We start from the raw sequence: 26,941 nt of genomic DNA on the forward strand, positions 1-26,941 counted from the left end.
CTGCGCGGACCTGTCGCACGATGCGAAAAAACGAAGGAGCGCGTGTCGATGACGACCCCACCCGCCCGGCGGCGCCCCGGCTCAGGGCAACACGACGAGGCCCGGCGCGCCAGCTTCCACGCGACCGATGACCGCCGCCTGCCCGAAGCCTTCGTTGCGGAAGATCTCCAGCACCGCCTCGACCGCCTCGGGCGCGCAGCTCACGAGCAGCCCGCCCGAGGTCTGCGGATCGGTCATGAGCGCCTGCGCGGTGGCCGGCAGGCCTTCGTGCAACTGCACGTCGGCGCCGTAGCCCGCCCAGTTGCGGCCCGACGCGCCGGTGACCAGTCCGCCGCCGGCCATGGCGATCACGTTGTCGAGCAGCGGCACACGCGACCATTCGACCACCGCCGCGAGCCCCGCGCCGCGCGCGAGTTCGAGCGCGTGGCCGGCCAGGCCGAAGCCGGTGACGTCGGTCAGCGCATGCACGCCGTCGAGTGCCGACAGCGCGATGCCGGGCGTGTTGAGCTTGGTCGTGTTCTCGATCAGCTGGCGGTAGCCGGCCTCGGACAGCTGCTGCTTCTTGAGCGCCGCCGACAGCACGCCCACACCCAGCGGCTTGCCCAGCACCAGCACGTCGCCCGCCTGCGCGTCGGCGTTGCGCCGCACGCGCTTGGGGTGCACCAGCCCCATCGCGACCAGCCCGTAGATCGGCTCGACCGAATCGATGGTGTGGCCGCCCGCAATGGGAATGCCGGCCGCGCGGCACACGTCCTGCCCGCCGCGCACGATCTCGGCGATGACTTCCACCGGCAGCTGGTTGATCGGCATGGCGACCAGCGCCAGCGCCATGATCGGGCGCCCGCCCATCGCGTAGACGTCGCTGATCGCGTTGGTCGCGGCGATGCGGCCGAACTCGTAGGGGTCGTCCACGATGGGCATGAAGAAATCGGTGGTGGCGATCAGCGCCTGCTCGTCGTTGAGCCGGTAGACTGCCGCGTCGTCGGCGGTCTCGATGCCGACCATGAGCTCGGGCGGAATCAGCCCGCCCGCATGGTTCTTGAGGATCTGCGACAGCACGCCCGGCGCGATCTTGCAGCCGCAGCCGCCCCCATGCGAGAAGCTGGTGAGCCGCAGCGGCGCCAACGGATTCAGGAGCTTGGAAGGTGCGGCTTCGATCATGGCAGCGGGTCGGTCGAATGGAACAAGCCGCGATTATCGAAGCCCGCACCGCCGTCTGCCCGAGTGCCCCGACACACCCTTTTCTTTTTCCACTGAACGCGTCATCACACCATGCAAACGAAACAAACCGTGTCCCGGCTCGCGCTCGCGCTGGCCCTGTCCCTCACCGCCGTGGGCGCCTTCGCCCAGGGCGTGCTGCGCGTGTCGGCCATTCCCGACGAGGCGCCCACCGAGCTGCAGCGCAAGTTCACGCCGCTGGGCGACTACCTGAAGAAGGAAACCGGCATGGACGTGCAGTTCACGCCTGTGACCGACTACGCCGCCGTGGTCGAAGGCCTGGCGACCAACAAGATCGACCTGGCGTGGCTGGGCGGCTTCACCTTCGTGCAGGCGCGCATCCGCACCAACGGCGGCGCGGTGCCGATCGTGCAGCGCGCGGAAGACGAGGTGTTCACCAGCAAGTTCATCGTGCCGATCGACAGCCCCGCCAAGACCCTGGCCGACCTGAAGGGCAAGACCTTCGCCTTCGGCGCGCCCTCGTCCACCTCGGGCAGCCTGATGCCGCGCTACTTCCTGCTGCAGGCCGGCATCAACCCCGAGAAGGACTTCAAGACGGTCGCGTTCTCGGGCGCGCACGACGCCACCGTGGCCTTCGTGGCCGCCTCGCGCGCCGAAGCGGGCGTGCTCAACGCCTCGGTGTGGGACAAGCTGGTCGAGGCCAAGAACCCCAACGCCGCCAAGGTGCGCGTGCTGGCCACCACGCCGACCTACTACGACTACAACTGGACCGTGCGCCCGGGCCTGGACGCCGCCGTGACGAAGAAGCTGACCGACGCCTTCCTGAAGCTGGACCCGGCCAACCCGGCGCACAAGGAGATCATGGCGCTGCAGCGCGCGAGCAAGTTCATTCCCACCAAGTCGTCGAACTACGACGGCATCGAGACGGCGGGCAAGTCGGCCGGCCTCATCAAGTGAGCGGAATGCGCGGATGAGTTTTTCGCTCGACAGCGCGGGCGTGGTGCACCCCAACGGCCAGCGCGCGCTGGCCGGGGTGACGCTGGCCGCGCGCGACGGCGAGCGCATCGCCGTCATCGGGCCCTCGGGCGCGGGCAAGACCACGCTGCTGCGCGTGCTCGGCGCGGCGCTGCGGCCCGGTGAAGGCCAGGTGCAGGCGTTGGGCCAACACCCGTGGCGGCTGCCGGCCCGTGCGCTCAAGCAGCTGCGCGCGCGCATCGGCACCGTGCACCAGGCGCCGCCGATCGCGCCGCGCCTGCGCGTGGTCACGGCCGTGCTCGCGGGCCGGCTCGGCCAGTGGTCGACGGCACGCGCGCTGGGTTCGCTGTTCTACCCGTCCGACATCGCGGGCGCGCACGCGGCGCTGGCCCGGCTCGCGCTCGAAGACCGGCTGTTCGACCGCTGCGACCGCCTCTCGGGCGGCCAGCTGCAGCGCGTGGGCATCGCCCGCGTGCTGTACCAGCGCCCCGCACTGCTGCTGGCGGACGAGCCGGTGTCGGCGCTCGACCCCACGCTCGCGCACGCGGCCGTGGGCCAGCTGGTGGCGCAGAGCGAATCGACCGGCGCCACGCTGGTCGCGTCGCTGCACGCGGTCGACCTGGCACTGCGCTGGTTTCCGCGCATCGTGGGCATGCGCGACGGTCAGGTGGCCTTCGACCTGCCGGCCGCCGAGGTGACGCCGGCGCTGCTTGAGGCGCTCTATGCGAGCGAAGGCGGCGTGGCGACGCAGGGCCCGCTGCCGGTTGCACCGGTGGCCGGCACCGCCGAGCCGGCCTTCCACCGGCCGGACTGCCCGTGACGGCGACACTCGCCCGCCCCGCCCTGCGCGATCCGCACGCGGGCCGCCGCCTGGCCGGCTGGCTCGCGGCACTGGCCGTTGCGTGGCCAATGCTCGCGCTCTCCGAATTCAAGCCCTGGGCGCTGTTCGGCAGCGGCAACCTCGCCGTCATCGGCGGCTTTCTTGCGGGCTTCTTTCCGCCCGACAGCTCGCCCGCCTTTCTCGCGCTGCTCGCCAAGGCCACGCTCGAGACCCTGGCCATGGCCACGGCCGGCACCGCCATGGCGCTGCTGATCGGCGCGCCGCTGGGCTTCGTGACCACGCGCGCGCTCTCCATCTCGCGCATCGGGCCCGGCCCCGGCCGCGTGCAGGCCGGCATCGTCCGGCAGGCGGCGCGCTGGCTGCTGATGGTGCTGCGCGCCATTCCCGAGATCGTGTGGGCGCTGCTGTTCGTTCGCGCGCTCGGGCTCGGCCCCGCGGCCGGCGTGCTGGCGCTGGCCATCACTTACGGCGGCATGCTGGGCAAGGTCTACGCCGAGATCCTCGAATCGACCGACACGCGCCCCGCGCGCGCCCTGCTCGAAAGCGGCAGCGGCCGGCTCGCGGCGCTGTGCTACGGCCTGCTGCCGCACACGGCACAGGAGCTGGCCTCGTACACCGTGTACCGCTGGGAATGCGCGGTGCGCGCCTCGGTGGTGATGGGCTTCGTGGGCGCGGGCGGCCTCGGGCAGCTGATGGACCAGTCGATGAAGATGCTCAACGGCGGCGAGGCCAGCAGCATCCTGCTGGTGTTCCTCGCGCTCGTGCTGCTGGCCGACATGCTGAGCAACGCGCTGCGAAAGCTCCTGGCATGACGACGCTGCCGCCACGCCCTCCTTTGTGCCTGCGCTGCTGGCTCGCCGTGGGGCTGATCGCCGCGGCCGTGGTCGCGAGCTTCGTCTACCTGGGCATCGACTACGGCGCGCTGGGCTCGGCCGAATCGCTCCGGCTCATGGGCAAGTTCATCGCCGAGTTCTTCCCGCCCGACGTGTCGCCCGAGTTCCTGGCCAAGGTCGGCCACGGCGCGTTGCAGACGCTCGCGGTGTCGGCACTGGGCACCGTGCTGGCCGCCGTGGCGGGCGCCGTGCTCGCGCTGCCGGCGTCGGGGCGCATCGGCGGGCCGCTGCGCCACGGCGCGCGCTTCGTGCTCAACTTCCTGCGCAGCGTGCCCGAGCTGGTGTGGGCCGCGCTGATGGTGCTGGCCGCCGGCATCGGGCCGTTCGCGGGCGCGCTGGCGCTGTCGCTGCACACGACCGGCGTGCTCGGGCGCCTCTTCGCCGAAGCGCTGGAGAACGCGCCGCGCGAGCCCGAGCAGGCGCTGACGCTCTCGGGCGCGGGCCCGGTCGCCGCCTTCAGCTACGCCAGCCTGCCGATCGTGCTGCCGCAGTGGGTGGCCTACACGCTCTACCGCTGGGAAATGAACATCCGCATGGCGGCCGTGCTGGGCTTCGTGGGCGGCGGCGGGCTGGGCCAGCTGCTGTACTTCCACCTGTCGATCTTCCAGCAGCAGCAGGCGATGACGGTGCTGATCGCGATGTTCGTGCTGGTCACCTTTGTCGACTTGGCGAGTGCTCGCTTGCGAAAAGGCTTAGGTCCCGCCTACGCCTGAGTGGCCGACAATGGCGGCATGAGGTCCCTTCAGCCATGAGTCATCGCCAACCCGTCCGGGTGGCGGACCGCCACGCCTTCGATTCGATCATCGACGCCCGCTCGCCCGCCGAGTTCGCGCTCGACCACATCCCCGGCGCCATCAACTGCCCCGTGCTCAACGACGAAGAGCGCCACATCGTCGGCACGGTCTACGTGCAGACCGGCGCCTTCGAGGCGCGCCGCATCGGCGGTGCCATGGTGGCGGCCAACATCGCGACCCACCTGCGCGACACGCTGGCCGACCGGCCCGAGAAGTGGAAGCCGCTGGTCTACTGCTGGCGCGGCGGCATGCGCAGCGGCTCGATGGTCACCTGGCTGCGGCTCGTGGGCTGGGACGCGCAGCAGCTCGCGGGCGGCTACAAGAGCTTTCGCCGGCACGTGATCTCGCAGCTCGACGCGCTGACGCCGCAGCTCGACCTGCGCGTGGTCTGCGGCGCCACCGGCAGCGCCAAGACGCGCGTGCTGCACGCGCTGGCCGAACGCGGCGCACAGGTGCTCGACCTGGAAGCCTTCGCCAACCACAAGGGCTCGCTGCTCGGCGCGCTGCCGGGCGTGCCGCAGCCTTCGCAGAAGCACTTCGAGACGCGCATCGCGACCGTGCTCGAAGCCATCGACCTCTCGCGCCCGCTGTATGTCGAGGGCGAGAGCGTGCGCATCGGGCGGCTGTCGCTGCCGCTGTCGCTCGTGGCGCAGATGCGCGCCGCGCCGTGCATCGAGGTGGAGGCCACGCCCGAGGCGCGGCTGGCCTACCTGCTGCGCGACTACGCCTACCTGGGCGACGACCGCGCGGCGCTCGCCGAGAAGATGGGCGTGCTCAAGGAACTGCAGGGCAAGGAAACGGTGACGCGCTGGCAGCAGTGGGCGCACGAGGCCGACCTGCCGCATCTGTTCGCCGAGCTCATGTCGTTGCACTACGACCCGCACTACCAGAAGTCGCAGGAGACGCACTTTCGCGCGTGGGCCAGGCGCCAGCGCGTGGGGGCGACCGACCTCTCGGATCAGGGCATCGAGGCCGTGGCCGACGCGGTGCTGCTGCTCGCCAATCCACCCGTCGCACCAAGCCCGTCGGCGTAGAGCACGCCGCGCGGCGCGCGGCACAGCCCCCAGAACCGCAGGCCGCTGAGCTCGGCCATGCGCACGCCCATCGCGGTCGGCGCCGAGATGGTCGCCATCGCCGCGATGCCCAGGCGCGCGCACTTGCGCACCAGCTCGTGGCTGCCGCGGCTGGACATCAGCACGAAGCCGGGCTCCTGCAGCCGATTCGCACGGGCCAGCGCGCCGAGCAGCTTGTCGAGCGCGTTGTGGCGGCCGACGTCTTCCATGAGGTCGGTGAGTTCGCCGTCGACCGTGGCCCAGGCCGCCGCGTGGATCGCGCCGGCTTCGGCATTGAGCACCTGGCGCGGCGGCATGGCGGCGAAGGCGCGCAGCACGGTGGCCAGGTCGATGCGTTCGATCCAGTCGCGTGGCGGCACGCGCTGCGGCGACAGGTCGAGCCCCGCGAAGCTTTCGACGCCGCACACGCCGCAGCCGGTGCGGCCCGCGAGGCTGCGACGGCGGTCCTTCAGGCGTTCGAAGCTGCGCGTGGACACTTCGAGCTGCACCTCGATGCCGGGCATGCCTTCGGGCAGGCCCGCATCGAGGGCCTCGACCGTTCGCACGTCGATGCCGCGGCAATCGGCGGCGCTGTCGAGGATGCCCTCGCTGAGTGCAAAGCCCAGCGCGAAGGCCTCGAGGTCTTGCGGCGTGGCCATCATCACCGCGTGCGAGACGCCGTTGAACACCAGCGCCACCGGCACCTCGGCGGCCAGCGTGTCGTCGCGCACCACGCCCTCGGGCGCGAGGCCGCGCTCGCCGAAGACGTGCACGGCATGCCGCACGAGGGGCGGCAGGGCGTCGGGTTCGGGGGTGTTTTCCATGGCCGCGGCCATTGTCCGCTCAGTCTCGGCTGTCGTCAGCCGGCAGGCTCTCGGCGACCGCGCGCCCGGCGTCGGTGAGGTGCGCGACCCAGCGATCGTCCAGCTGCACCACGCGCACCCAACCCGGTCCGCGCACGCCGCCGAGCGCGGCATCGCCCATCAGCGTGAGCTGGCGCATGACCACGCTCGCGCCCTGCCCCAGCCGCTTGCCCAGGCGCGGCAGCGACATGCCGCCTTCGCCCGGAGCTTCGGCCAGCGCGCGCAGGATCGCGATGGAAAAGGCGTCGGCGTCGAACCCGGAATCGCTCATGCCGCCACGGCGTCGGCCTCCGCCGCGACCGGCGCCACATGCAGCGACAGCACCACGGGGATCGACTTGGACGTCGGCGTACCCGCGTTCTCGGCCACCGACGACAGCGGCACCAGCGGGTTCGTCTCGGGGTAGTAGGCCGCGAGGTTGCCGCGCGGGATGTCGTACGCGACCAGCTTGAAGCGATCGGCCCGGCGCTCCTGCCCGTCGCTCCACACCGTCTGGATGTCGACCCAGTCGCCGTCCTTCATGCCGAGCTGGCGGATGTCGTCGGCGTGGATGAACACCACGCGGCGCTGGCCGAACACGCCGCGGTAGCGGTCGTCCATGCCGTAAATGGTGGTGTTGTACTGGTCATGCGAACGCGTGGTGAGCAGCGTGAACACCAGCGTGTCGCGCTGCGACGCGAAGCGCGCGCGGGCGCGGTGGGCGTGCGTGTCCAGCGGCACGGCGTGCGTGAAGAACACGGCCTTCTTCGACGCGGTGGCCCACACGCGCTCGCTCGCCGTGTTGCGCAGGCGGAAGCCGCCGGGGTGCGCCACGCGTGCGTTGAAGTCCTTGAAGTCGTCGAACACGGCTTCGATCTTGTCGCGGATGCGGGCGTAGTCTTCCACCAGCCAGAGCCACGGCGTCTTGCTGCGCGCGCCGATGGTGGCTGCAGCAAGGCGCGCCACGATGGCCGGCTCGGACAGCAGGTGCTCCGACGCGGGTGGGTTGATGCCCATCGAGATGTGCACCATGCTCATCGAGTCTTCGACCGTCACGCCCTGCGGACCGTTGGCCTGCATGTCGATCTCGGTGCGGCCCAGGCACGGCAGGATGAGTGCCTCGCGCCCGTGGATGATGTGGCTGCGGTTGAGCTTGGTCGTCACGTGCACCGTGAGGTCGCACTGCCGCAGCGCCTTCCAGGTCTGGTAGGTGTCGGGCGTGGCCGCCGCGAAGTTGCCGCCCAGCGCGAAGAACACCTTGCCCTTGCCGTCGAGCATGAGCTGGATCGCCTCGACCGTGTCCACGCCATTTTTGCGCGGCGGCTCGAAGCCGAACACCTGCTGCAGCCGGTCGAGCAGCGCGGCCGGCGGCTTTTCCCAGATGCCCATGGTGCGGTCGCCCTGCACGTTGCTGTGGCCGCGCACCGGGCAGGCGCCCGCGCCTTCGCGGCCCATGTGGCCGCACAGCATGAGCCAGTTGCCGATCATCTGGATCGTGGCCACCGAATGCTGGTGCTGCGTGATGCCCATGCCCCAGCAGGCGATGACCCGCTTCGCGCCCAGGTACACGTCGGCCGCCGCGCGCATCTGCGCTTCGCTCAGGCCCGATTCCTGCGCCAGCAGCGGCCACGATTCGGCGCGCAGGTCGTCGGCCAGCGCTTCGAAACCCAGGGTGTGCTCGGCGATGAATGCGTGGTCGAGCACCGAAGGCTCGCCGCGCGCCACCGCCGCGTCTTCGCGCTCGATGACGTGCTTCATCATCCCCTTCACCGCCGCGAAGTCGCCGCCCACGCGCAGCTGGAAGTAGTGCGTGCTGATCGGCGTGGAGCCCAGCGTGGCCATCTCCAGCTTGTCCTGCGGGTCGGCAAAGCGCTCCAGCCCGCGCTCGCGCAGCGGGTTGAAGCTCACGATGCGCGCGCCGCGCTTGGACGCCGCGCGCAGCTCGCCGAGCATGCGCGGGTGGTTGGTGCCCGGGTTCTGGCCGAAGATGAAGATCGCGTCGGCCTTCTCGAAGTCTTCCAGCGTGACCGTGCCCTTGCCCACGCCCAGCTGCGGGCGCATGCCGCTGCCGCTGGGTTCGTGGCACATGTTCGAGCAGTCGGGAAAGTTATTGGTGCCGTACTCGCGCACGAACAGCTGGTACAGGAAGGCCGCCTCGTTGCTCGCGCGGCCCGAGGTGTAGAAGATGGCCTGGTTCGGGTCGGGCAGCGCGTTCAGGTGCTGCGCGATGCGCGCGAAGGCGTCGTCCCAGTCGATGGGCACGTACCTGTCGCTGGCCGCGTCGTAGGCCATGGGGTGCGTGAGGCGGCCCTGGTCTTCGAGCCAGAAATCGCTCTGCTGAGCCAGCTCGGCCACCGTGTGCTTCGCGAACAGCTCCGGGCCTGCGCGCCGCGCGGTGGCCTCCGCGGCCACGGCCTTCACGCCGTTCTCGCAGAACTCGAAGGTCGAGGCATGGTTGCGGTCGGGCCAGGCGCAGCCGGGGCAGTCGAAGCCGTCGGGCTGGTTGGCCGAGAGCAGCGTCTTCGCGCCCTTGACCGGAATGTCCTGCCGCAGCAGCGCATTCGTCACGCTGCGCAACGCACCCCAACCACCGGCAGGGCCCTTGTAAAACTCGATCTTCTGCTCGCTCATGGCGGCAGTGTTGGCCTGCGGGGGCGTGGCGTCAAATTGAATCGGGACATGCGGCGATTCAAAATGGAAATGATGGAGGCTCAGGCCTCGCGCGCACCACCCATCAACAAGCCCCGCAGCTTGCTGCGCAGCGGCGTCTCCTCCACCTCCTGCACCCCGGCAATCTCCCGCAGCGCAAAGTCGCGGCTGTCGGCGTTGTGCAGGTCGATCTCCCGCACCACCTGCCCGTCCTTGTAGACAAAGGCCACGTCGGCCAGCGCCAGCACGTCCTCGATGTCGTGCGTGATCATCAAAACCGGGATGCCCCATTGCTTGCGCACCTGCGCGAGCTCGTGGCGCAGCTCGGCGCGCAGCATGGGGTTGAGCGCGGCAAAGGGTTCGTCGAGCAGCAGCACCTGCGGCTCGCAGGCCAGCGCGCGCGCCAGGGCCACGCGCTGCTGCTGGCCGCCCGAGAGTTTCTGCGGCCGGCTGTCGGCCAGCGCGGCGAGGCCGAAGCTGGCCAGCAGCGCCTGCACGCGCTCGGCGTCGCGGGCCGGCAGCGTGCGGCGGTGCCACGCGGTGAGCCCGAAGGCCACGTTCTCGCGCACCGTGAGGTGCGGGAACAGCGCGTAGTTCTGGAACAGGTAGCCGATGCGGCGCGCCGGCGCGGGCACGTCGATGCGCTGGGCCGCGTCGTACAGCGTGCGGCCATCGAGCCGCACATGGCCCGCCGACGGATGCAGCAGGCCGGCGATGGCCTGCAGGGTCAGCGACTTGCCGGCCCCCGAGGGGCCGTAGAGCGCGGCGAAGGGAACGTCGGTCTGGAAGCGCACGGCGAGGTCGAAGCGCCGGGCCCCGTCCTTCACCGTGAGCTGCAGATCGACATCGATCATGGCTTGCCGAAACCGTAGCGCGTGAGCACTTCTTGCGCGGCCGGTGTCGCGAGGAAGGCGATGAAGTCGCCGGCCAGCGCCTTCTGCTTGCTCTCGGCCACGACGGCGATGGGGTAGGTCACGGGCGTGTGGCCGGTGGGCGTGAAGGCGACCTTGACCTTATCGCCGGCCACGGCCGCGTCGGTGCGGTACACGAAGCCAGCCTCGACCTCGCCACGGCTCACGTAGTCGAGCACCTGGCGCACGCTGTCGGCCTGCACGAACTTGGGTTCGAGCGCGGTCCACAGGTTGGCGTTGTCCAGCACCTGCTTGGTGTAGCGGCCGACCGGCACGGTGGCGGTCTTGCCGACGGCGATCTTCTTCACGTTCGCACCGCTCAGGTCCTGCAGCGACTTCAGGCCGACGGCGCCCTGCGCGGGCTCGACCAGCACGAGGCTGTTGGTGACGAAGTCCTTGCGGGTGGCGGTGTCGATGAGCTTCTGGTCGTTGCCGCGGTTCATCGTCTCCTGATCGGCGCTGGCGAACACGTCGACCGGCGCGCCTTGCCCGATCTGCTGCAGCAGCACGCCCGAGGCCGCGAAGTTGAAGCGCACAGTGCTGCCCGCCTTGGCGGCTTCGAACTTGGGACCGATTTCCTTGAACGCGTCGGTCAGGCTCGCGGCGGCGGACACGGTGATCTGCTGCGCGGCGGCCGCAAACGGCAGGGCCAGGGCAAGCACGACAGACAAAAGACGCAACGGACGCATGGGCACAGTCTCCTGGAAAAAAGGGGAATCAACGAAGCGAAAAGAAGCGGTTCGACACGACCAGCACGGCAATCGACAGCACCGACGTGACGACCACCAGCAGCAGCGCCAGGTCGTCGTGGCCGGCCTGCACGGCGTCGTAGATGGCCATCGACAGGGTCTGGGTCTGCTTGGGAATGGAGCCGGCCACCATCAGCGAGGCGCCGAACTCGCCCATGGCGCGCGCGAACGCGAGCAGCGTGCCGGCCAGGATGCCGGGCCAAGCCAGCGGCAGCGTGACGCGCAGGAACACCGAAAACGGCGACTGGCGCAAGGTGCTGGCGGCGGCTTCGAGCGAGCGGTCGACGTTCGAGAACGCCGCGCTGGCCGACTTGAGCACCAGCGGCAGCGCCACCACGGCCGACGCCACCACGGCGCCGTGCCAGCTGAAGATGATGGTGTAGTCGAAGTGCTCGCGCAGCCAGGCGCCCAGCGGGCTGCGGCGCCCTGCCGCCACCAGGATGGCGTAGCCGATCACCGTGGGCGGCAGCACCAGCGGCAGCATGAACACGGCCTCGAGCACGCCCGAACCGGTGAACTGCTTGCGCGCGAACACCCAGCCCAGCGCCACGCCCGCGACCAGCGCCAGCAAGGTCGCGACCGCCGCGACCTGCAGCGACAGGACCAGCGGCGACCAGTCGGTGGTGACGATGAGCGAAGATGTGGTCGTCGTGTTCATTGAGATACGGCGCAATTGTTACATGAGCGGCCTTCTGGTTCCCACGGGGATGCACGGATGCGCCGGTCTTCATATACTGGCGGATACAGCGTTGGAGACTTTGTCCATCCGCCCCATGCGCCTTTCCCCTCATGACACCGTTGTCCGCTCGACCTCCGGCAGGCCCGAGCTTCGCCATGTGACGCAGGTGCACGAATGGCGCATCGAGCGCACGCTGGACGCCGGCGGCTTCGTGCTGTCGATCATCGCGCCGGGCGGCGAGAGCCAGTCGTTCCTGGTGGCGCCGGGCGACGCGCAGGACATCGGCGAGGTGCTGCGCCGCAGCGCCGCGTGGACCGACCGGCGCGGGCCATGACAACGATGTGGCGCCACATGACGGGTGCGGAACGCATCCTCGAAGTCCTGCTGACACGGCGCTCGGTGTCGCCGCGGCGGCTGCAATCGCCCGGCCCGAACCCCGACGAACTCGACGCCATCCTTCAGGCCGGCCTGCGCGCGCCCGACCACGGCGGGCTGCATCCGTGGCGCGTGATCGAGTTCCGCCCGCAGAACCGCGAGGCGCTGGCCTGGTGCTTCGAACAGGAAAAGCTGCGCCGCGATCCGCTCGCCAGCCCGACCGACCTGCGGCGCGCCCGCGAGCACGCCACGCGTCCGCCGTTGCTGCTGGGCTTCGTGGTGTCGCCGCGCGAGCGCAGCAAGATCCCCGCGCGCGAACAGTGGCTGGGCGCCGGCGCGGCGCTGGGCAACCTGCTGGCCGCCGCGCACCAGCTGGGCTACGGCGCCATCGTGCTCAGCGGCGAGCGCTGCTTCGACGAGACGCTGGTGCGCCAGGTCGGCGTGCAGCCGGGCGAGTACCTGGCGGGTTTCATCAGCATGGGCACGATCCGCGAGGCGCCGCCGCAGGCGCGCGAGACGCTGTCGCAGGACGTGTGGTCGTGCTGGCAGGGCGACCTGCTGCCGGGCGCGGCCGGCGAAGCGTCAGGCGACGGCGATCAGTCCATCCGGCCGTCGGAGCGCGTGCGCGGCAGCTGATCGAGCCGCGCGCCGAACCAGCCCACGCGCTCGGTCTCGCGCACGTCGAAGCGCGGCACGTAGGGCTTGATGTCCAGCACGGGCGTGCCGTCGGCCATGTCGTTGCCGCTGAAGTGCAGCGTCGTGCCCTCCACCGCCGTGAGCCGCACGATCGACAGGCCCAGCCGGTTGGGCCGCGCGGGCGCCCGCGTGGCGAACACGCCGTGCGTGGCGTCGTCCAGGAAGGGCACCACCTCGAGCCGTTCGTGCGCGCAGCGGTGCAGGTGCGTCACGAGGATCAGGTAGTCGAAGCCTTCGATGTCGCGCAGCCCCGGCGCGAACTCGGCGAACACCTCCAGGCGCCCCACTTCGTCGGGTGCGCCGGCCGTCTGGATGGGCATGCCCGAGGTTTCCGTGAAGCGGCTGCGCACGATGCCGACCGGGCGGCAGACGACGGGGTCGATGTCGGCGGCGTTCATGGCGCGAGCAGCCGTGTGAGCGCGCGAACGTCGGCCGCCGTCGCCAGGCGCGCGGCGTTCTCGATGGCGCGGTAGCGCTTCACGATGTCCTCGCCCACCGGCGTGAGCGCCGTGCCGCCGCCGCGCGAGCCGCCGGCGGCGGTGTTCACGGCCGGCGAAGCCAGCGTCTGGTTCATCTCGTCGATCAGCATCCACGCGCGGCGGTACGACATGCCGAGCAGGCGGGCCGCCGCCGAGATCGAACCGGTCTCGGCCACGGCTTCGAGCACGGCGATCTTGCCGGGGCCGATGGCGATGGTGTCGTCCCGGTAGATGCGCAGGCGGAACTGGGCTTTGGATTTCATGATGGCGCGAAGGGTAAACCATCCAGGTGCCGTCGGCACCCGTGCGCCGGGCTACGCGGCGTCGAGCGCGCCGCTGTGCTGGCGCGCCTGCGCCTGCCATTCGGGCGTCTGCAAGAAGGCCAGCGCCGCATCGAGCGCCCGCGCGGGCCGCACGCCCTCCTGCGTCATGAAGCCGATGGGCGTGCGCACCTCGGGCGCCACCAGCGGCAGCGCCTCCAGTTCGCGGTGGCTGCGCACGGCCGCCACCATGGCGCCGGGCAGCACGCTGCTGACGGTGCCCGCGCTCACGGCCAGCGCGAGCGTGAGCACCGAGTTGGTTTCGATGGCGGGCGCCACCGCGGCCACGCCGGCCTCGCGCAGGGCCTGGTCGATGATGGCGCGGTTGTGCATGTCGGGCGTGAGCAGGCACAGTGGCAGCGTGCCGGCTTCGGCCCAGGCGATGGGGCGGCCGATGCGCAGCCGGTCGGCCGAGGGCTTCTTCGCGCGCCGCAGCAGGAAGTAATGCTCGATGCTCTGCGGCCAGGCCTTGAGCTTGACGCCCGGCAGGTGCATGCGCTCGGTGTAGCCCAGGGCGAGATCGACCGAGAGGTTTTCCAGGCCCGTCTCCAGCTCCTGCGAACTCATGGAAAGCACGGCCGGCACGATGCCCGGATGGCGCTGCTGCAGCATCGCGGCAAAGCGAGACAGCATCGGGATCGCGGTGGGCACCGCGGCCATGCGCAGCCGTCCGCGCGGGTCGCCGGCTTCGCTGCGCAGTTCCTGCAGCAGCACCTCGTTGTCGCGCAGCATGCGCTGCGCCGTGGCCAGCACGCGCTCGCCTTCGTGCGTGAGGCCCACGTACACGCGGGAGCGCTTGACGATGACGACGCCGAACTCGCCTTCCAGCGCGCGCAGCGCGTTAGACAGGGCCGGCTGCGTGATGTGGCAGGCCTGCGCGGCGCGGCCGAAATGCTTGTGCTCGCTGAGTGCGACGAGGTAGCGCATCGAGGCGAGCAGGTTCATTGCGTGCGTCCTTCTTCTTGGGGGCTCTCGTCCGGGGCGCCTGCGCAGGCCCTCGCCCTGCCCCGCCTCGGCCTCAGGTGTTCTTGCTGATCGAGATCGTCGGGAACTTCGCGGAAAAGTCTTTCGCCTTCTCCGCGATCCCCACCGCCACGCTGCGCGCCACGGCCTTGTAGAGGCCGGCCACCTCGCCGTCGGGGTCGGACACCACCGTGGGCGCCCCGCTGTCCGCCTGCAGGCGGATGTTGATGTCCAGCGGCAGCGCGCCCAGGTAGGCCATCTGGTACTCGGCCGCCATCTTCTTGCCGCCGTCGGCGCCGAAGATGTGCTCGGCATGGCCGCAGTTGGAGCAGATGTGCACCGCCATGTTCTCCACGATGCCCAGGATCGGCACGCCGACCTTCTCGAACATCTGGATGCCCTTGCGCGCGTCGAGCAGCGCGATGTCCTGCGGCGTGGTGACGATCACCGCGCCCGTCATCGGCACGCGCTGGCTCAGCGTGAGCTGGATGTCGCCGGTGCCCGGCGGCATGTCGACGATCAGATAGTCGAGGTCTTTCCAGTTGGTCTGGCGCAGCAGCTGCTCGAGCGCCTGCGTGGCCATGGGGCCGCGCCAGATCATGGCCTGGTCGGCGTCGACCAGGAAGCCGATCGACATCACCTGCACGCCATGGCGCTCCTTGGGCTCCATGTTCTTGCCGTCGATGCTCTCGGGGCGCCCGTCCAGGCCCATCATCATGGGCTGGCTCGGGCCGTAGATGTCGGCGTCGAGCAGGCCCACGCTGGCGCCCTCGGCGGCCAGCGCCAGCGCCAGGTTGGCGGCCGTGGTGCTCTTGCCCACGCCGCCCTTGCCCGAGGCCACGGCCACGATGTTGCGCACGTTGGGCATCAGCTGCACGCCGCGCTGCACCGCATGGCTGATGACCTTGGTGACGATGTTGACCGACACGTTCTCCACGCCCGGCACGGCCTTGGCCGCGGCCACGAGCGACTTGCGGATGGCCGCGTGCTGGCTCTTGGCGGGGTAGCCCAGTTCGAGGTCGAACGAGACATCGCCCTCGGCGATCTGCAGGTTTTTGAGCGAGCGGGTCGCTGCGAATTCTTTGCCGGTGTTAGGGTCCGTGACGCTCTTGAGTGCGTCCATGAGCCCGTCGGGGGTGAGTGCCATTGATCAAACTCCTGAATGGCGGGTAGTCTATTCCGCCCGCCAAGCCCGTACCGGGACGCGCTCATTTCCCGTCCGAAAAACGCCGAAGAAGAAAAGACACCGACGCAATGCCCGAGACAAGCCCCGCCACCGGCCTGCTGCTGACAGGCGGCGGCGCCCGCGCCGCCTACCAGGTCGGCGTGCTCGAAGCCATCGCCGAGATCCGGCGCGACGCCGTGGCGGCGGGTGCGGCCATCGGCGGCGGCAACCCGTTCCAGATCATCACAGGCACCTCGGCCGGCGCCATCAACGCCGCGGCGCTGGCCTGCGGCGCCGACGACTTCGACCGCGTGGTCGCGCACATCGCGCAGGTCTGGGGCGAGTTCCGCGCCGAGCAGATCTACCGCGCCGACTCGCTCTCGGTGCTCGGCAGCGGCGCGCGCTGGCGCATGCTGCTCGGGCTGGGGCGCTTTGCGGCCAACTGGATGCGCATCAAGCCCAAGTCGCTGCTGGACAACTCCCCGCTGGCCGGCCTGCTGCAACGCCTGGTACCGCTGGACCGCCTGCCGCAGCTCATGCAGCAGGGCCACGTGCAGGCGCTGGCGGTCACGGCCTCGAGCTACAGCTCGGGCGAGCACGTGACCTTCTTCGAGGCGGCCGTGCCGATGGAGCCCTGGGTGCGCTCGCAGCGCCTGTCGGTGCGCGACCGCATCACGCACGCGCACCTGATGGCCTCCTCGGCCATTCCCTTCGTGTTCCCGGCCACCGCGCTGCCGATGCCGCCGGGCCACACCGAGTACTTCGGCGACGGCTCGATGCGCCAGTCGGCCCCCATCGCGGCGGCGATCCACCTGGGTGCGCAGCGCATCGTGGTGATCGGCGCGGGCCGCATGCACGAGCCGCGCGACGAGGACGCACCCAACACCCACAGCGGCTACCCGACCATGGCGCAGATCGCCGGCCATGCGCTGTCGAGCATCTTTCTGGATGCGCTGGCGGTCGACATCGAGCGCCTGCGCCGCATCAACCACACGCTGGGCCTGATCCCCGAAGAAGCGCGCGCCGCGAGCACGCTGCGCCCGCTCGACCTGCTGGTGATCTCGCCGTCGGAGCGCATCGACATGATCGCGGCGCGCCACGTCGACGCGCTGCCGGGCGCCGTGCGGCACCTGCTGGGCGGCTCGAAGGTCGCGGCCGACGTGAAGGGCGGCGCGCTCGCCAGCTACCTGCTGTTCGAGTCGGCCTACACGCGCGAGCTCATGGCGCTGGGGCACGCGGACGCGATGCGCCAGCGCGACGAGGTGCTGCGGTTCTTCGGGTGGGTGCCGAAATGACGGCGCACGCGGCCGGCTGACCGCGCGCCGCTCAGTCCGCCTCGTCCAGCAGCCCCAGCACCACGTCCAGCAGCACGTTCGCGCCCTGCGCCAGGTCGGCGCTCGCCGTGTGCTCCTTCGGGTTGTGGCTGATGCCGCGCACGCTCGGCACGAAGACCATGGCGGCGGGCGCGATACGCGCCATCATCTGCGCGTCGTGGCCCGCGCCCGAGGTCATGCGGCGGTGGCTCAGGCCGCGGGCGTGCGCGCTGGCTTCGACGAGGCGCACCAGCCGTTCATCGAACTGCACCGGCTCGAAGCGCGCCAGCGTGCGGGCTTCGATGGTCACGCCTTCGGTTGTTTCGAGTTGCCGCAGGTAGTCCGCCAACTCGCCTTCGGCGTCCTTCAGCGTCGCCTCGTCGGTGTGGCGCAGGTCGACCGTGAGCGTGGCGCGCGCCGCGATCACGTTGATGAGGTTGGGGTGCAGGTCGATCGCGCCGACGGTCGCGACCTGGCTGCCGCCGTAGCGGCGTGCCAGCTCGCGCACGAACACCGCGATGGCGGCGGCGCAGTAGCCGGCGTCGTGGCGCAGGCGCATGGGCGTGGTGCCCGCGTGGTTCGACTGGCCGGTGACGACGATCTCCTGCCACGAGATGCCCTGCAGGTCGGCCACCGCGCCGATGGTGACGCCTTCGGCCTCCAGCACCGGGCCCTGCTCGATGTGCAGTTCGACGAACGCATGCGGCACCAGCGCGCCGCAGGCCATGTCGCCCGCGTAGCCGATGCGCGCGAGCTCGTCGCCCAGCCGTGCGCCGTCGGTGGCGACGGTGTCGAGCGCCGCCTCGAGCGCCAGCCCGCCCGCGTGCACCAGCGAGCCCATCATGTCGGGCATGAAGCGCACGCCCTCCTCGTTGGTGAACGCGGCGACCACGAAGGGGCGCAGCGTCTGGCGCTGGCGTTCGTTGAGCCAGCGCACCGCCTCCAGGCCGGCCATCACGCCGTAGTTGCCGTCGTAGCGACCGCCCGCGGCGACGGTGTCGATGTGGGAGCCGGTCATCACGGGCTTCGCATCGGGCAGCTGGCCGGGGCGGATGCCGAAGATGTTGCCGATGCGGTCGATGCGCACGGTGAGGCCCAGGTCGCGCATCCATTGCACGAGCTGGTCGCGGCCTGCGCGGTCGGCGTCGGTGAGCGCGATGCGGCAGACGCCGCCTTGCGCGGTCGCACCGATGGCGGCGTGCGCGTCGATGCGCGCCATCAGCGCGGCTTCGGCGATGCCTTCGTGTTGCAGCCATTGCGCCTGCGCCGCCACGACTTCTTCGCCCGAGCGGCCGGTCAGCGCGCGGTACACGCCGGGCGCGGTTGCGCCCTCGGTGCTGAACAGCAGCACGCGCGAGCTGGCGTCGAGGCCGGCGGCGCGCACCAGTTCGGGGTCGGCCGCAAGCACCTGCAGCGCAGCCAGGCCGGCCGCGCCGGACTCGCCGACCAGCACGGGCACGTCGCCCGCCTCGCCCGTGGCGAAGGTGCGCATGGCGTGTTCGGCGTCGGCATCGGTCACGGTCATGAAGAGATCGACCGAGGGCTGCAGAAAGCGCCATGCGAGCGGCGAGGTCTCGCCGCAGGCCAGCCCGGCCATCACGGAATCGACGCTGCCGGTGGCGCGGTCGGGGCGACCGCTGCGCGCGCTCTGCAGCAGGCAGTCGGCCTGCTCGGGCTCGACGACGATCAGCGTCGGCCGCGCCGCGCCGTAGCGCTCCCAGAAATGGCTGGCCACGCCGGCCGCGAGCCCGCCGACGCCGCCCTGCACGATGACGTGGGTGAAGGGGCACGGCGCGCCGGGCGCGGTGTTCTCGAGCAGCTCGTCGACGAGGATGCCGTAGCCCTGCATCACGTCGCGCGGAATCTCTTCGTAGCCTTCGTAGGAGGTGTCGGAGACCACCTCCCAGCCATTCACCCGGGCCAGGCGCGCGGCCTCTTCGACCGAGGCGTCGTAGTTGCCGGCGATGCGCACGATCTCGGCGCCGAGCGCGGCGATGGGCGCCTCGCGCTCCTCGCTGACCTGCGCGTGCAGCACGATCACGCAGCGGCAACCCATGCTCTGCGCAGCCGCGGCCAGTGCGCGGCCATGGTTGCCGTCGGTCGCGCTGATGACGACGAAGTCGCGCAGCGCCTCGGCATGCCGGCCCGCGAACAGGTCGGCGGGCGTCCAGCCCCGTTCGGGCCAGCGGCGCAGCACCAGGCGCAGCAGGGCCACGGGCGCACCGAGCACCTTGAAGCTGCCGAGCGCGGAGCGGCGCGATTCGTCTTTCACGACCACCTGCGCGATGCCCAGTTGCGCGGCGAGCCGGGGCAGCGGCCACGCCGGCGTCGGCTGCGGCGAGAGCCGGTCCCAGGTGGACAGCCACTGGCGGCTCTCGCGGCCGCGTGCGATGGTCATGACGGCCTGCAGGGCCGCGTCGTAGCCGCGCCGTTGCGCGTGAGGGTTGGAAAAGAGCATGGGAAGAAAACCGGAAAAGAAGAATGGATCAGGCGGCAGTTCGCACGGGAAGCCGCAGCCGCACGATCTGCGCGAAGTAGCGCGCGCCCGTGGTCAGCACCGCATCGTTGAAGTCGTAGCGGCCGTTGTGCAGCGGCGTGCCGCCGGGCTCGCCCTCGGCGCCGTTGCCCAGGAAAACGAAGGCGCCCGGCACGGCCCGCAGGAAGGCGCCGAAGTCTTCCGAGATCATCATCGGCGCCACATTCGCGTCGACCTTTTCGGCGCCCACGACGGCCGTCGCGGCGGCCACCGCGGTCGGCACGCACTCGGCCCAGTTCACGGTGGGCGCGAACTCGTGCGTGTAGCTGAAGGTGCACTCCGCGCCGTGCATGCGGCAGATGCCCTCGCTGATCTCGCGCATGCGCGCCTCGAGCATGCGCTGCACGGCCGGGTCGTAGCTGCGCGTGTCGCCCTTGATGACCACGTTCGACGGAATCGCGTTGCGGATGCCGTCGGTGATGAACTCGGTGCACGACACCACGGCCTGCGCGCCGGGGTCGAGCGTGCGCGACACGATGGTCTGCAGCGCCAGCACGATCTGCGCGCCGATCACGATCGGGTCGATGCCCATGTGCGGCCGCGCGGCGTGCGTGCCCCGGCCGTGGATGTGGATGACGAAGTTGTCTTCGCTCGCCATCAGGCCGCCCGCGCGCGTGGCGAAGGTGCCGGCGGGCAGGCCGGGCATGTTGTGCAGGCCGTAGATCTCGTCGACCGGAAAGCGTTCGAACAGGCCGTCGTCCATCATGGCCCGGGCGCCGCGGCCGTGCTCTTCGGCGGGCTGGAAGATGAAGCGCACGGTGCCGTCGAAATCGCGCCGCTCGCGCAGCAGCTGCGCGGCACCGAGCACCATCGCCATGTGGCCGTCGTGGCCGCAGGCGTGCATGCGCCCGGGCGTGCCGGAGGCGTACGGCCGCTCGGTCGCCAGCTCGGTGATGGCCAGCGCGTCCATCTCGGCGCGCAGGCCGATCACGCCGGTCCCGCTGCCGACCGTGAGGCTGGCGACCAGCCCGGTGCCGCCGATGCCGGTGTGCACTTCGAGCCCTAGCGCCCGCAGCGCGTTGGCAATGAAGGCCGAGGTCTTCGCCTCCTCGAAGCCGGTTTCGGGCATCGCGTGCAGCTGGTGCCGCCAGCCGGCCAGCTGGTCGCGCAGGGGTGCGTCTGGAAACTTCATGGCGAGATGCTATTGACAACGCAGCGGGACAGGTGCGCAAAATGAGCCGCCGCCACGCAACGTTTTTGCGCGAAGCCTGCCCTTTCTCATGACACCCCTCGACGCCCTCGACCTGCACCTGCTCGAACTGATCCAGGCCGACAGCCGCCTCTCGCAGGGCGAGCTGGGCGAGCGCATCCACCTGTCGACGGCGGCGGTGAACCGCCGGCTCAAGCGCCTGCGCGACGAGGGCGTGATCCAGCGCCACGGCGCCGTGCTGTCGCCCGCCGCGCTCGGGCACCCGCTCACCATCGTGGTCGAGGTCGAGGCCGAGAGCGAGCAGATCGAACGGCTCGACGCCATGAAGCAAAGCTTTCGCGACTGCCCGCAGGTGCAGCAGTGCTACTACGTGACGGGCGAGTGGGACTTCATCCTCGTGTGCGTGGTGCGCGACATGGCGCAATACACGGCGCTCACCCGCCAGCTGTTTTTCCAGAGCAACAACGTCAAGCGCTTTCGCACGCTGGTGACGATGGACCCGGTGAAGGTCAGCCTGGATGTGCCGGTGTCGGCGGGGGCCTGAGGGCGCGGGCTCAGGCGGCGCGCGGCGTCACGAGCCCAGGCCGAACAGCGCCAGCAGGCCCAGAACGAACCAGCCGGCCTTCTTGGCGCTGTCGGCGCTTTCCTTCGAGATCGGCCACAGCCTGGCGCGGCGCCAGGCCCGGAAGTTGTTCGCCACCGCCAGGCCCACGCCAAGCAAGAGCAGCGGCGCCATGTCCCATGCAGCCGCTGCGATGCCCGACAGCACGATGATCAGCAGGCCCGCCACCCCGATCCCGCTTGAGGTGCTGGCCAGCACATGCGAGAGCTTGCCGCAAAGTCCGCACGCCGCGGGCGTTTCGCGGCTGGACCAGCGCTTGGCCATGGCGGCGATGCCCGGCTGGCGGCAATGAGGACAGGCGTAGGTCATGCGGCTCCCGCGAACGACGTGGAAGCCGACGATAGCCGATGCGCTCAGCGCGCCGACAACATCGACCGCAGCATCAGCAGCACCGCGCCGACGATCGGCGCCAGCGCCAGCAGCCGGCCGGGTTCGAAGGCCAGCCCGGCGACCGCGCCGAGCAGGCAGCCAGCCTTGATCCACATCGCCACCGCGCCCCAGCCGCGCCGATGGGTCACGGCGAGCGCAACCAGCGCGAGCCAGCCGATCGCGCCGCCAAGAACAGACAGCGTCCAGCTCAGCAGGTAGAACGCCGAGTCGGCATCACGGAACGCGAGCGCCGTGCCCAGGCCGCGCCAGGTGTGCCACCAGCCGTCGAACAGCAGGAAGCCGGTGGCCGAAGCGGCCCACCAGAAGAAGGCGTAGAGGCTGGCCACGCCGGCCAGGGCCGCCAGCCCGCCCAGCAGGCGGCGGGTGATGTCGTCGAAGGGCGTGTGGTCGCGCCAGGCGGCTGTTTGTCCGTGGTCCATGGTCGGAGCTCCATTGGGTTCGCAATGGGTCCGACGGTAGGCGGCGAATGTGCGGCCTGGATGAAGCCTTTGTGAAGCGGGAGGATCAGGCCTCGGGTACGTCCGGCGCGTCAGGAGAAATGCCCAGTTCCGAGCACACGCGCCCCAGCAGCGCCTTCAGCGATGCCACCTCGGTCTCCAGCCGCGCCACGTTGGCCTTGAGCGCCGCGACCTCGCCGAGCGAATCGCCGTGCGTGGCAAACGCGCCGTCGCCCGTTGCGCCCGGCCCCGCCACCTCTTCCGCCGGCGGCCCGCTCAGCAGGTGCGCCCAGCGGCTTTCGCGCGCGCCGGGCAGGCGCGCCAGCTTCACCACCAGCGCGCCGGCCGGCCGTTCGGCGAGTTCGTTGAGGAAGCCCTCGACCGACGAGATGTCGGCAAAGTTGTGCATGCGGTCGCAGGCGATGCGCAGCTCGCCGGCCGTTTGCGGGCCGCGCAGCATCAGCACGGTGAGCAGGATGACCGACTGCGACGGAATGCGCAGCACGCGGTCGGTGTTGTGCTCGTAGCGGAAGGCGCGCCCGCCGCTGGTCTCGGCCACGAGGCTGTAGCCCTTCAGGCTGTCGATGGCGGCCTGCACCTGCGACTCGCTGAGTTCGAGCACCGGGTTGCGGCTGGTCTTCTGGTTGCAGCCCGACACCAGCGAGTTGAGCGTGAGCGGGTAGCTGTCGGGCACGGTGCGCTGCTTTTCGGCCAGCACGCCGAGGACGCGGGTTTCGAGGAGGGACAGGACGGGCAGCGGTGTGGACATGGCTCTGGGAGAAAGGGCAGAAGTGAAAAGGCAGCCGGGCCTCAGGGCGCCACCACGGCCAGCATCGGCCCGAGGTCGCGCACGAAGTCGTTGCGCTGCAGTGTCTTCGAATAGATCGCCGACACGGTGCCGTCGAGGTACAGCGCGTCGCGGCAATGCAGCACGTCGCGCAAGTACAGCGCGAAGTCGTAAAAGTTCACCGGCGTCTCGGCAAGGACGAAGACCGCGGTGGTGCCCGACACGCACACGCCGTTGCGGGTCTTGCGCGAATCCGAATTCGGAATGAGCGCCGGGTGCACCGCGCCGTGGCGCAGCAGCAGCGGGCCCGACTGGGTCGCCAGCTGCACACCGCCCTTCGCAGCGATCGACGGGTATTCCGACGCCTCGACGATGCGCGGCCCCTCGGCCGTCACCAGGAACACGCCGTTGGGCTTGCGAAAGAAATTGCCGACGCCGTCGGCCAGATTCAAAGGTGCTTCTTCACGGCCTTCGCGCACCAGCAGCCCAACGGGTGCGAAGTCGGCGTGATACATGCCGGCGTTCGCCGCGAACAGCAGTTGTTTGTTGCGCGCCTTCAGCCAGGCCTCGAGCCGGTCGAAGCGCTTGAAGGCGGTGCCGGTGTCGTCGTTCAGGAACAGCGCGAGCTTGTCGGTGCGCAGGTCGACCTTGACGACGGTGTAGCGCGGCGGCGCGTCCACGGCGCCGGCAGCGGACCACGCCAGGCCGGCGAGCAGGAAGACCAGCGCAGGCAGCAGCAGTTTTTTCATGCGACGACCTGCGCTGCCTCTTTTTTGCTCAGCCGCCGTTGATGCGCGCGACCAGCGCCTTCGTGAAGGCCGCCGTGCCGGCGCTGCCGCCGAGGTCGCCGGTGCGCACGTTGTCCAGGTTGAGCGTCTGGTCGATGGCGGTGCGCAGGCGCGTGGCCAGCTCGGGCCGCTTGACGTGGTCGAGCATGAGCGCGGCCGCCAGCATCAGCGCGATCGGGTTGGCGATGCCCTTGCCGGCGATGTCGGGGGCCGAGCCGTGCACGGCCTCGAAGATCGCGGCGTTGGTGCCGATGTTGGCGCCGGGCGCCATGCCCAGGCCGCCGACCAGGCCGGCCACGAGGTCCGAGAGGATGTCGCCGAACAGGTTGGTGGTCACCAGCATGTCGAACTGCCAGGGGTTGAGCACCAGCTTCATCGCGCAGGCGTCGATGATCACGGTGTCGAGCTCGAACTGGCCCTTGTACTTCTCTTCGTACAGGTCCAGGCCAGTCTCCAGGAAGATGCCGGTGAGCGCCTTCATGATGTTGGCCTTGTGCACCAGCGTGACCTTCTTGCGGCCGGTGGCCACGGCGGTGTCGAACGCGTATTCGAGGATGCGGCGGCTGCCCTTGCGGGTGTTGACGCCGGTGGCCATGGCCACGGCGTGCGGGTCGCCGTCGATGGGCACGTAGTGCTCGTGGCCGATGTACAGGCCCTCGAGGTTCTCGCGTACCACGGTCAGGTCGATGTTGTCGTAGCGCCCGCCCGGGATGATGGTGCGTGCGGGACGCAGGTTGGCGTACAGCTGGAACTCCTCGCGCAAGCGCACGTTCGACGAGCGGTAGCCCCCGCCCGAGGGGGTTTCCAGCGGGCCCTTGAGCGCCAGGCGGGTGCTGCGGATGCTGTCCAGCGTGGCCTTGGGCAGCGGATCGCCCGAGGCCTTGACGCCGCCCAGGCCGGCGATCTGGGTGTCCCACACGAAGGGCGCCTTCAGCGCGTCGAGCGCCGCCAGGGTCGCGTCGACGATCTCGGGGCCGATGCCGTCGCCGGGGATGAGGGTTGCGGGAATCGAGGTGGTCATCGGCGGCGGCTCACTTTCAGTAAAGAGGCTGCGAGCATACGTCGCATGGGCGACACCCCCGCGGCCTTCGGGGTCACTCCGGGTACCCCGCGGCCGAGGTGAGCAGCCCCATGGCGGCGGCCGCGGGACGGGCCGCCTAAAATGCCCGGTTCCCGGACGCGGCCCCTGGCCGCCTCCACGGGCCCCGCGCCCCTTCCGTTCGTCACTCCCGAAAGCGCCCTCCCCGATGTCCGCCCCGCGCAAGCTCTTCGTCACCACCGCCCTGCCGTATGCCAACGGCAAGTTCCACATCGGCCACATGATGGAATACATCCAGGCCGACATCTGGGTGCGGAACCAGCGAATGAATGGCGCCGACGTCAACTTCGTGTGCGCCGACGACGCGCACGGCGCGGCCATCACCATCGCGGCCGACAAGGCCGGCGTGACGCCGCAGGCCTTCGTGGCCGAGATCGCCGCGGGCCGCAAGCCCTACCTCGATGGCTACCACATCGCCTTCGACAACTGGCACTCGACCGACGCGCCCGAGAACCACCAGCTGGCGCAGGACATCTACCGCGACCTGCGCGCCAACGGCCTCATCGAGACCAAGAGCGTCGAGCAGTTCTACGACCCGGCCAAGGGCATGTTCCTGGCCGACCGCTTCATCAAGGGCGAGTGCCCCAACTGCCACTCGAAGGACCAGTACGGCGACAACTGCGAGGTGTGCGGCGCCGTGTACGCGCCCACCGAGCTGATCAACCCGTACTCGGCGCTGTCGGGCGCCAAGCCCGAGCTGCGCAGCTCGGAGCACTTCTTCTTCAAGCTGTCGGACCCGCGCTGCGAGGCCTACCTGAAGGAATGGACCGCCGCCCCCGGCCACGTGCAGCCCGAGGTGCAGAACAAGATCCGCGAGTGGCTCTACAAGGACGACGAAGGCAAGGGCGGCCTGGGCGACTGGGACATCAGCCGCGACGCGCCCTACTTCGGCATCGAGATCCCCGATGCGCCGGGCAAGTACTTCTACGTGTGGCTGGACGCGCCCGTGGGCTACCTGGCCTCGCTGAAGAACCTGCTGGACAAGCGCTGCATCGAGCTGGGCGGCGACGGCATCTCGTACACCGAGTACATGGCCGACCCCGAGCTGGAGCAGGTGCACTTCATCGGCAAGGACATCATCACCTTCCACACGCTGTTCTGGCCCGCGATGCTGCATTTCAGCGGCCGCAAGGCGCCCAACGCCGTGTACGTGCACGGCCACCTGACGGTGAGCGGCGAGAAGATGAGCAAGAGCCGCGGCACCGGCATCGACCCGCTCAAGTACCTGTCGATCGGGCTCGATCCCGAATGGCTGCGCTACTACATCGCCGCCAAGCTCAACGGCCGCAACGAGGACATCGACTTCAACCCCGACGACTTCGTGGCGCGCGTCAACAGCGACCTCGTGGGCAAGTACATCAACATCGCCAGCCGCGCGGCCGGCTTCATCGGCAAGCGCTTCGGCGGCCAGCTGGGCGCGGTGTCGGCCGACGGCGAAACGCTGCTGTCCACGCTGCGTGCTGCGGCCTCGCAGGTGCAGTCGCTGTACGACGGCCGCGACTACGCCCGCGCGCTGCGCGAGGTGATGGCGCTGGCCGACAAGGTGAACGAGTACGTCGACCAGAACAAGCCCTGGGAACTGGCCAAGAAGGAAGGCGCCGAGGCGCGCCTGCACGACGTGTGCACGGTGTGCATCGAGGCCTTCCGCCTGCTCACGCTGTACCTGAAGCCGGTGCTGCCGGCGCTGGCCGTGAACGTCGAGGCCTTCCTGAAGATCGCCCCGCTGACCTGGGCCGACGCGGCGCAGGCCCTGCCGGCCGGCCACGCCATCGGCGACTACAAGCACCTGATGCAGCGCGCCGACCCCAAGCAGGTCGACAAGCTGTTCGACGTGCCCGAAGCCGCGGCTGCCGCGCCCGTTGCCACGGAAGCGCAGGAGCTGCCCGGCGGCGAAGCCATCGCGCCGACCATCACCATCGACGACTTCGCGAAGATCGACCTTCGCATCGCGAAGATCGTGGCCTGCGAGAAGGTCGAGGGCTCGACCAAGCTGCTGCGCCTGACGCTCGACGCGGGCGAAGGCAAGACGCGCAACGTGTTCAGCGGCATCGCCTCGGCCTACCAGCCGGAGCAGCTCGTGGGCAAGCTCACGGTGCTGGTCGCCAACCTCGCGCCGCGCAAGATGAAGTTCGGCGTCAGCGAAGGCATGGTGCTGGCCGCGAGCCACGGCGACGAAAAGGCCCACCCGGGCATCCACGTGCTCGAGCCCTGGGCGGGCGCGACGCCGGGCATGCGCGTGCGCTGACCCGAAGACAGA

The 26,941-nt window shown here is 70.2% G+C and carries 28 protein-coding genes and 1 pseudogene; 10 read left to right on the forward strand and 19 right to left on the reverse strand.

The window, feature by feature from the left end:
- Positions 1-81: 81 nt before the first annotated feature.
- Entirely contained in the window at positions 82-1,161 is a 1,080-nt protein-coding gene (selD, locus tag AC07YS_RS25125; RefSeq protein WP_062469051.1) for a selenide, water dikinase SelD, read from the reverse strand.
- Positions 1,162-1,272: 111 nt separating this feature from the next.
- Here selD and AC07YS_RS25130 point away from each other — a divergent pair, with 111 nt between their 5' ends.
- The 5 genes from AC07YS_RS25130 to mnmH are packed head-to-tail and all read left to right on the forward strand — an operon-like array spanning position 1,273 to position 5,716.
- Positions 1,273-2,136, forward strand: coding sequence for a putative selenate ABC transporter substrate-binding protein (locus AC07YS_RS25130; RefSeq protein ID WP_062469048.1), 864 nt, complete (start codon positions 1,273-1,275; stop codon positions 2,134-2,136).
- Between the two features lie 13 nt (positions 2,137-2,149).
- A complete protein-coding gene (locus AC07YS_RS25135; protein WP_495269686.1) occupies positions 2,150-2,974 on the forward strand; it encodes a phosphonate ABC transporter ATP-binding protein in 825 nt (274 codons plus the stop codon).
- Positions 2,971-3,807, forward strand: coding sequence for a PhnE/PtxC family ABC transporter permease (locus AC07YS_RS25140; RefSeq protein ID WP_369644444.1), 837 nt, complete (start codon positions 2,971-2,973; stop codon positions 3,805-3,807). Before AC07YS_RS25135 ends, AC07YS_RS25140 begins: the two co-directional genes overlap by 4 nt.
- Positions 3,804-4,601 (forward strand): phosphonate ABC transporter, permease protein PhnE, encoded by a 798-nt coding sequence (gene phnE / locus AC07YS_RS25145; protein ID WP_495269685.1) that lies wholly within the window; start codon positions 3,804-3,806, stop codon positions 4,599-4,601. The genes AC07YS_RS25140 and phnE overlap by 4 nt, the downstream gene beginning before the upstream one ends.
- A 35-nt stretch (positions 4,602-4,636) precedes the next feature.
- Positions 4,637-5,716: a tRNA 2-selenouridine(34) synthase MnmH gene (gene mnmH / locus AC07YS_RS25150; RefSeq protein WP_495269684.1), complete on the forward strand. Its 1,080-nt coding sequence runs from the start codon at positions 4,637-4,639 to the stop codon at positions 5,714-5,716.
- Here the strand turns inward: mnmH and fdhD are convergent.
- The 6 genes from fdhD to modB all read right to left on the reverse strand — a co-directional run bounded on the left by fdhD (position 5,641) and on the right by modB (position 11,543).
- On the reverse strand, positions 5,641-6,558 hold the full coding sequence (gene fdhD, locus AC07YS_RS25155) for a formate dehydrogenase accessory sulfurtransferase FdhD (protein WP_495269683.1): 918 nt from the start codon (positions 6,556-6,558) through the stop codon (positions 5,641-5,643). The two genes, mnmH and fdhD, sit on opposite strands and share 76 nt — an antisense overlap.
- A gap of 19 nt (positions 6,559-6,577) precedes the next feature.
- Positions 6,578-6,868, reverse strand: coding sequence for a helix-turn-helix domain-containing protein (locus AC07YS_RS25160; RefSeq protein WP_062479014.1), 291 nt, complete (start codon positions 6,866-6,868; stop codon positions 6,578-6,580).
- Positions 6,865-9,207 carry an FdhF/YdeP family oxidoreductase gene (locus AC07YS_RS25165; RefSeq protein WP_495269682.1) on the reverse strand — a complete coding sequence of 781 codons (2,343 nt, stop codon included), beginning with the start codon at positions 9,205-9,207 and terminating at the stop codon, positions 6,865-6,867. The genes AC07YS_RS25160 and AC07YS_RS25165 overlap by 4 nt, the downstream gene beginning before the upstream one ends.
- Positions 9,208-9,287: 80 nt before the next feature.
- The gene (locus AC07YS_RS25170; RefSeq protein ID WP_495269681.1) at positions 9,288-10,079 is read right to left on the reverse strand and encodes an ABC transporter ATP-binding protein; all 792 of its coding nucleotides are present in this window, start codon (positions 10,077-10,079) and stop codon (positions 9,288-9,290) included.
- A complete protein-coding gene (gene modA, locus AC07YS_RS25175) occupies positions 10,076-10,825 on the reverse strand; it encodes a molybdate ABC transporter substrate-binding protein (protein WP_495269680.1) in 750 nt (249 codons plus the stop codon). The genes AC07YS_RS25170 and modA overlap by 4 nt, the downstream gene beginning before the upstream one ends.
- 28 nt (positions 10,826-10,853) lie before the next feature.
- Complete coding sequence (gene modB, locus AC07YS_RS25180) at positions 10,854-11,543, reverse strand: molybdate ABC transporter permease subunit (RefSeq protein ID WP_495269679.1); 690 nt, start codon at positions 11,541-11,543, stop codon at positions 10,854-10,856.
- Between the two features lie 115 nt (positions 11,544-11,658).
- Between modB and AC07YS_RS25185 the strand changes: the two genes are divergently transcribed.
- Both AC07YS_RS25185 and AC07YS_RS25190 read left to right on the forward strand, forming a co-directional pair.
- A complete protein-coding gene (locus AC07YS_RS25185) occupies positions 11,659-11,898 on the forward strand; it encodes a hypothetical protein (protein WP_062478998.1) in 240 nt (79 codons plus the stop codon).
- Positions 11,895-12,575: a nitroreductase family protein gene (locus AC07YS_RS25190; protein ID WP_495269678.1), complete on the forward strand. Its 681-nt coding sequence runs from the start codon at positions 11,895-11,897 to the stop codon at positions 12,573-12,575. The genes AC07YS_RS25185 and AC07YS_RS25190 overlap by 4 nt, the downstream gene beginning before the upstream one ends.
- Here the strand turns inward: AC07YS_RS25190 and tsaA are convergent.
- The 4 genes from tsaA to apbC form a co-directional block, all read right to left on the reverse strand.
- Positions 12,536-13,033, reverse strand: a complete 498-nt coding sequence (gene tsaA / locus AC07YS_RS25195; RefSeq protein WP_495269677.1) for a tRNA (N6-threonylcarbamoyladenosine(37)-N6)-methyltransferase TrmO — start codon at positions 13,031-13,033, stop codon at positions 12,536-12,538. The two genes, AC07YS_RS25190 and tsaA, sit on opposite strands and share 40 nt — an antisense overlap.
- Entirely contained in the window at positions 13,030-13,377 is a 348-nt protein-coding gene (locus AC07YS_RS25200) for a winged helix-turn-helix domain-containing protein (protein WP_062478989.1), read from the reverse strand. Before AC07YS_RS25200 ends, tsaA begins: the two co-directional genes overlap by 4 nt.
- Positions 13,378-13,428: 51 nt before the next feature.
- Positions 13,429-14,379, reverse strand: coding sequence for a LysR family transcriptional regulator (locus tag AC07YS_RS25205; protein WP_062478987.1), 951 nt, complete (start codon positions 14,377-14,379; stop codon positions 13,429-13,431).
- 73 nt (positions 14,380-14,452) lie between these two features.
- Positions 14,453-15,544 carry an iron-sulfur cluster carrier protein ApbC gene (apbC, locus tag AC07YS_RS25210; protein WP_062478984.1) on the reverse strand — a complete coding sequence of 364 codons (1,092 nt, stop codon included), beginning with the start codon at positions 15,542-15,544 and terminating at the stop codon, positions 14,453-14,455.
- Positions 15,545-15,651: 107 nt separating this feature from the next.
- Between apbC and AC07YS_RS25215 the strand changes: the two genes are divergently transcribed.
- Positions 15,652-16,857, forward strand: a complete 1,206-nt coding sequence (locus AC07YS_RS25215; protein WP_495269676.1) for a patatin-like phospholipase family protein — start codon at positions 15,652-15,654, stop codon at positions 16,855-16,857.
- Positions 16,858-16,888: 31 nt separating this feature from the next.
- Here AC07YS_RS25215 and AC07YS_RS25220 read toward each other — a convergent pair whose 3' ends face one another.
- From AC07YS_RS25220 to AC07YS_RS25230, 3 genes and pseudogenes are all read right to left on the reverse strand, one after another.
- Positions 16,889-18,148 carry a M20 family metallo-hydrolase gene (locus AC07YS_RS25220; protein ID WP_495269688.1) on the reverse strand — a complete coding sequence of 420 codons (1,260 nt, stop codon included), beginning with the start codon at positions 18,146-18,148 and terminating at the stop codon, positions 16,889-16,891.
- Positions 18,149-18,163: 15 nt separating this feature from the next.
- A pseudogene (locus AC07YS_RS25225) lies at positions 18,164-19,333 on the reverse strand (diaminopropionate ammonia-lyase); the annotation flags it as partial.
- A gap of 28 nt (positions 19,334-19,361) precedes the next feature.
- A complete protein-coding gene (locus tag AC07YS_RS25230) occupies positions 19,362-20,543 on the reverse strand; it encodes a M20 aminoacylase family protein (RefSeq protein WP_495269675.1) in 1,182 nt (393 codons plus the stop codon).
- Positions 20,544-20,631: 88 nt separating this feature from the next.
- On the opposite strand from AC07YS_RS25230, the gene AC07YS_RS25235 reads away from it, so the two are divergent.
- Positions 20,632-21,105 (forward strand): Lrp/AsnC family transcriptional regulator, encoded by a 474-nt coding sequence (locus AC07YS_RS25235; protein WP_095743953.1) that lies wholly within the window; start codon positions 20,632-20,634, stop codon positions 21,103-21,105.
- 27 nt (positions 21,106-21,132) lie between these two features.
- Here the strand turns inward: AC07YS_RS25235 and AC07YS_RS25240 are convergent, their stop codons facing one another.
- From AC07YS_RS25240 to AC07YS_RS25260, 5 genes are all read right to left on the reverse strand, one after another.
- Positions 21,133-21,492, reverse strand: a complete 360-nt coding sequence (locus AC07YS_RS25240; protein ID WP_495269674.1) for a hypothetical protein — start codon at positions 21,490-21,492, stop codon at positions 21,133-21,135.
- Between the two features lie 44 nt (positions 21,493-21,536).
- A complete protein-coding gene (locus AC07YS_RS25245) occupies positions 21,537-21,992 on the reverse strand; it encodes a hypothetical protein (protein WP_495269673.1) in 456 nt (151 codons plus the stop codon).
- Between the two features lie 85 nt (positions 21,993-22,077).
- On the reverse strand, positions 22,078-22,779 hold the full coding sequence (locus AC07YS_RS25250; RefSeq protein ID WP_495269672.1) for a YceH family protein: 702 nt from the start codon (positions 22,777-22,779) through the stop codon (positions 22,078-22,080).
- 41 nt (positions 22,780-22,820) lie between these two features.
- On the reverse strand, positions 22,821-23,546 hold the full coding sequence (locus tag AC07YS_RS25255) for a phosphodiester glycosidase family protein (protein ID WP_495269671.1): 726 nt from the start codon (positions 23,544-23,546) through the stop codon (positions 22,821-22,823).
- Positions 23,547-23,574: 28 nt separating this feature from the next.
- Positions 23,575-24,606, reverse strand: coding sequence for an isocitrate/isopropylmalate dehydrogenase family protein (locus AC07YS_RS25260; protein ID WP_354343042.1), 1,032 nt, complete (start codon positions 24,604-24,606; stop codon positions 23,575-23,577).
- 226 nt (positions 24,607-24,832) lie between these two features.
- Between AC07YS_RS25260 and metG the strand changes: the two genes are divergently transcribed.
- The gene (gene metG / locus AC07YS_RS25265; protein WP_307696238.1) at positions 24,833-26,929 is read left to right on the forward strand and encodes a methionine--tRNA ligase; all 2,097 of its coding nucleotides are present in this window, start codon (positions 24,833-24,835) and stop codon (positions 26,927-26,929) included.
- The last annotated feature ends 12 nt before the right edge of the window (positions 26,930-26,941 follow it).

The organism is Variovorax sp. GW458-11-26-14-LB1, from assembly GCF_059423965.1.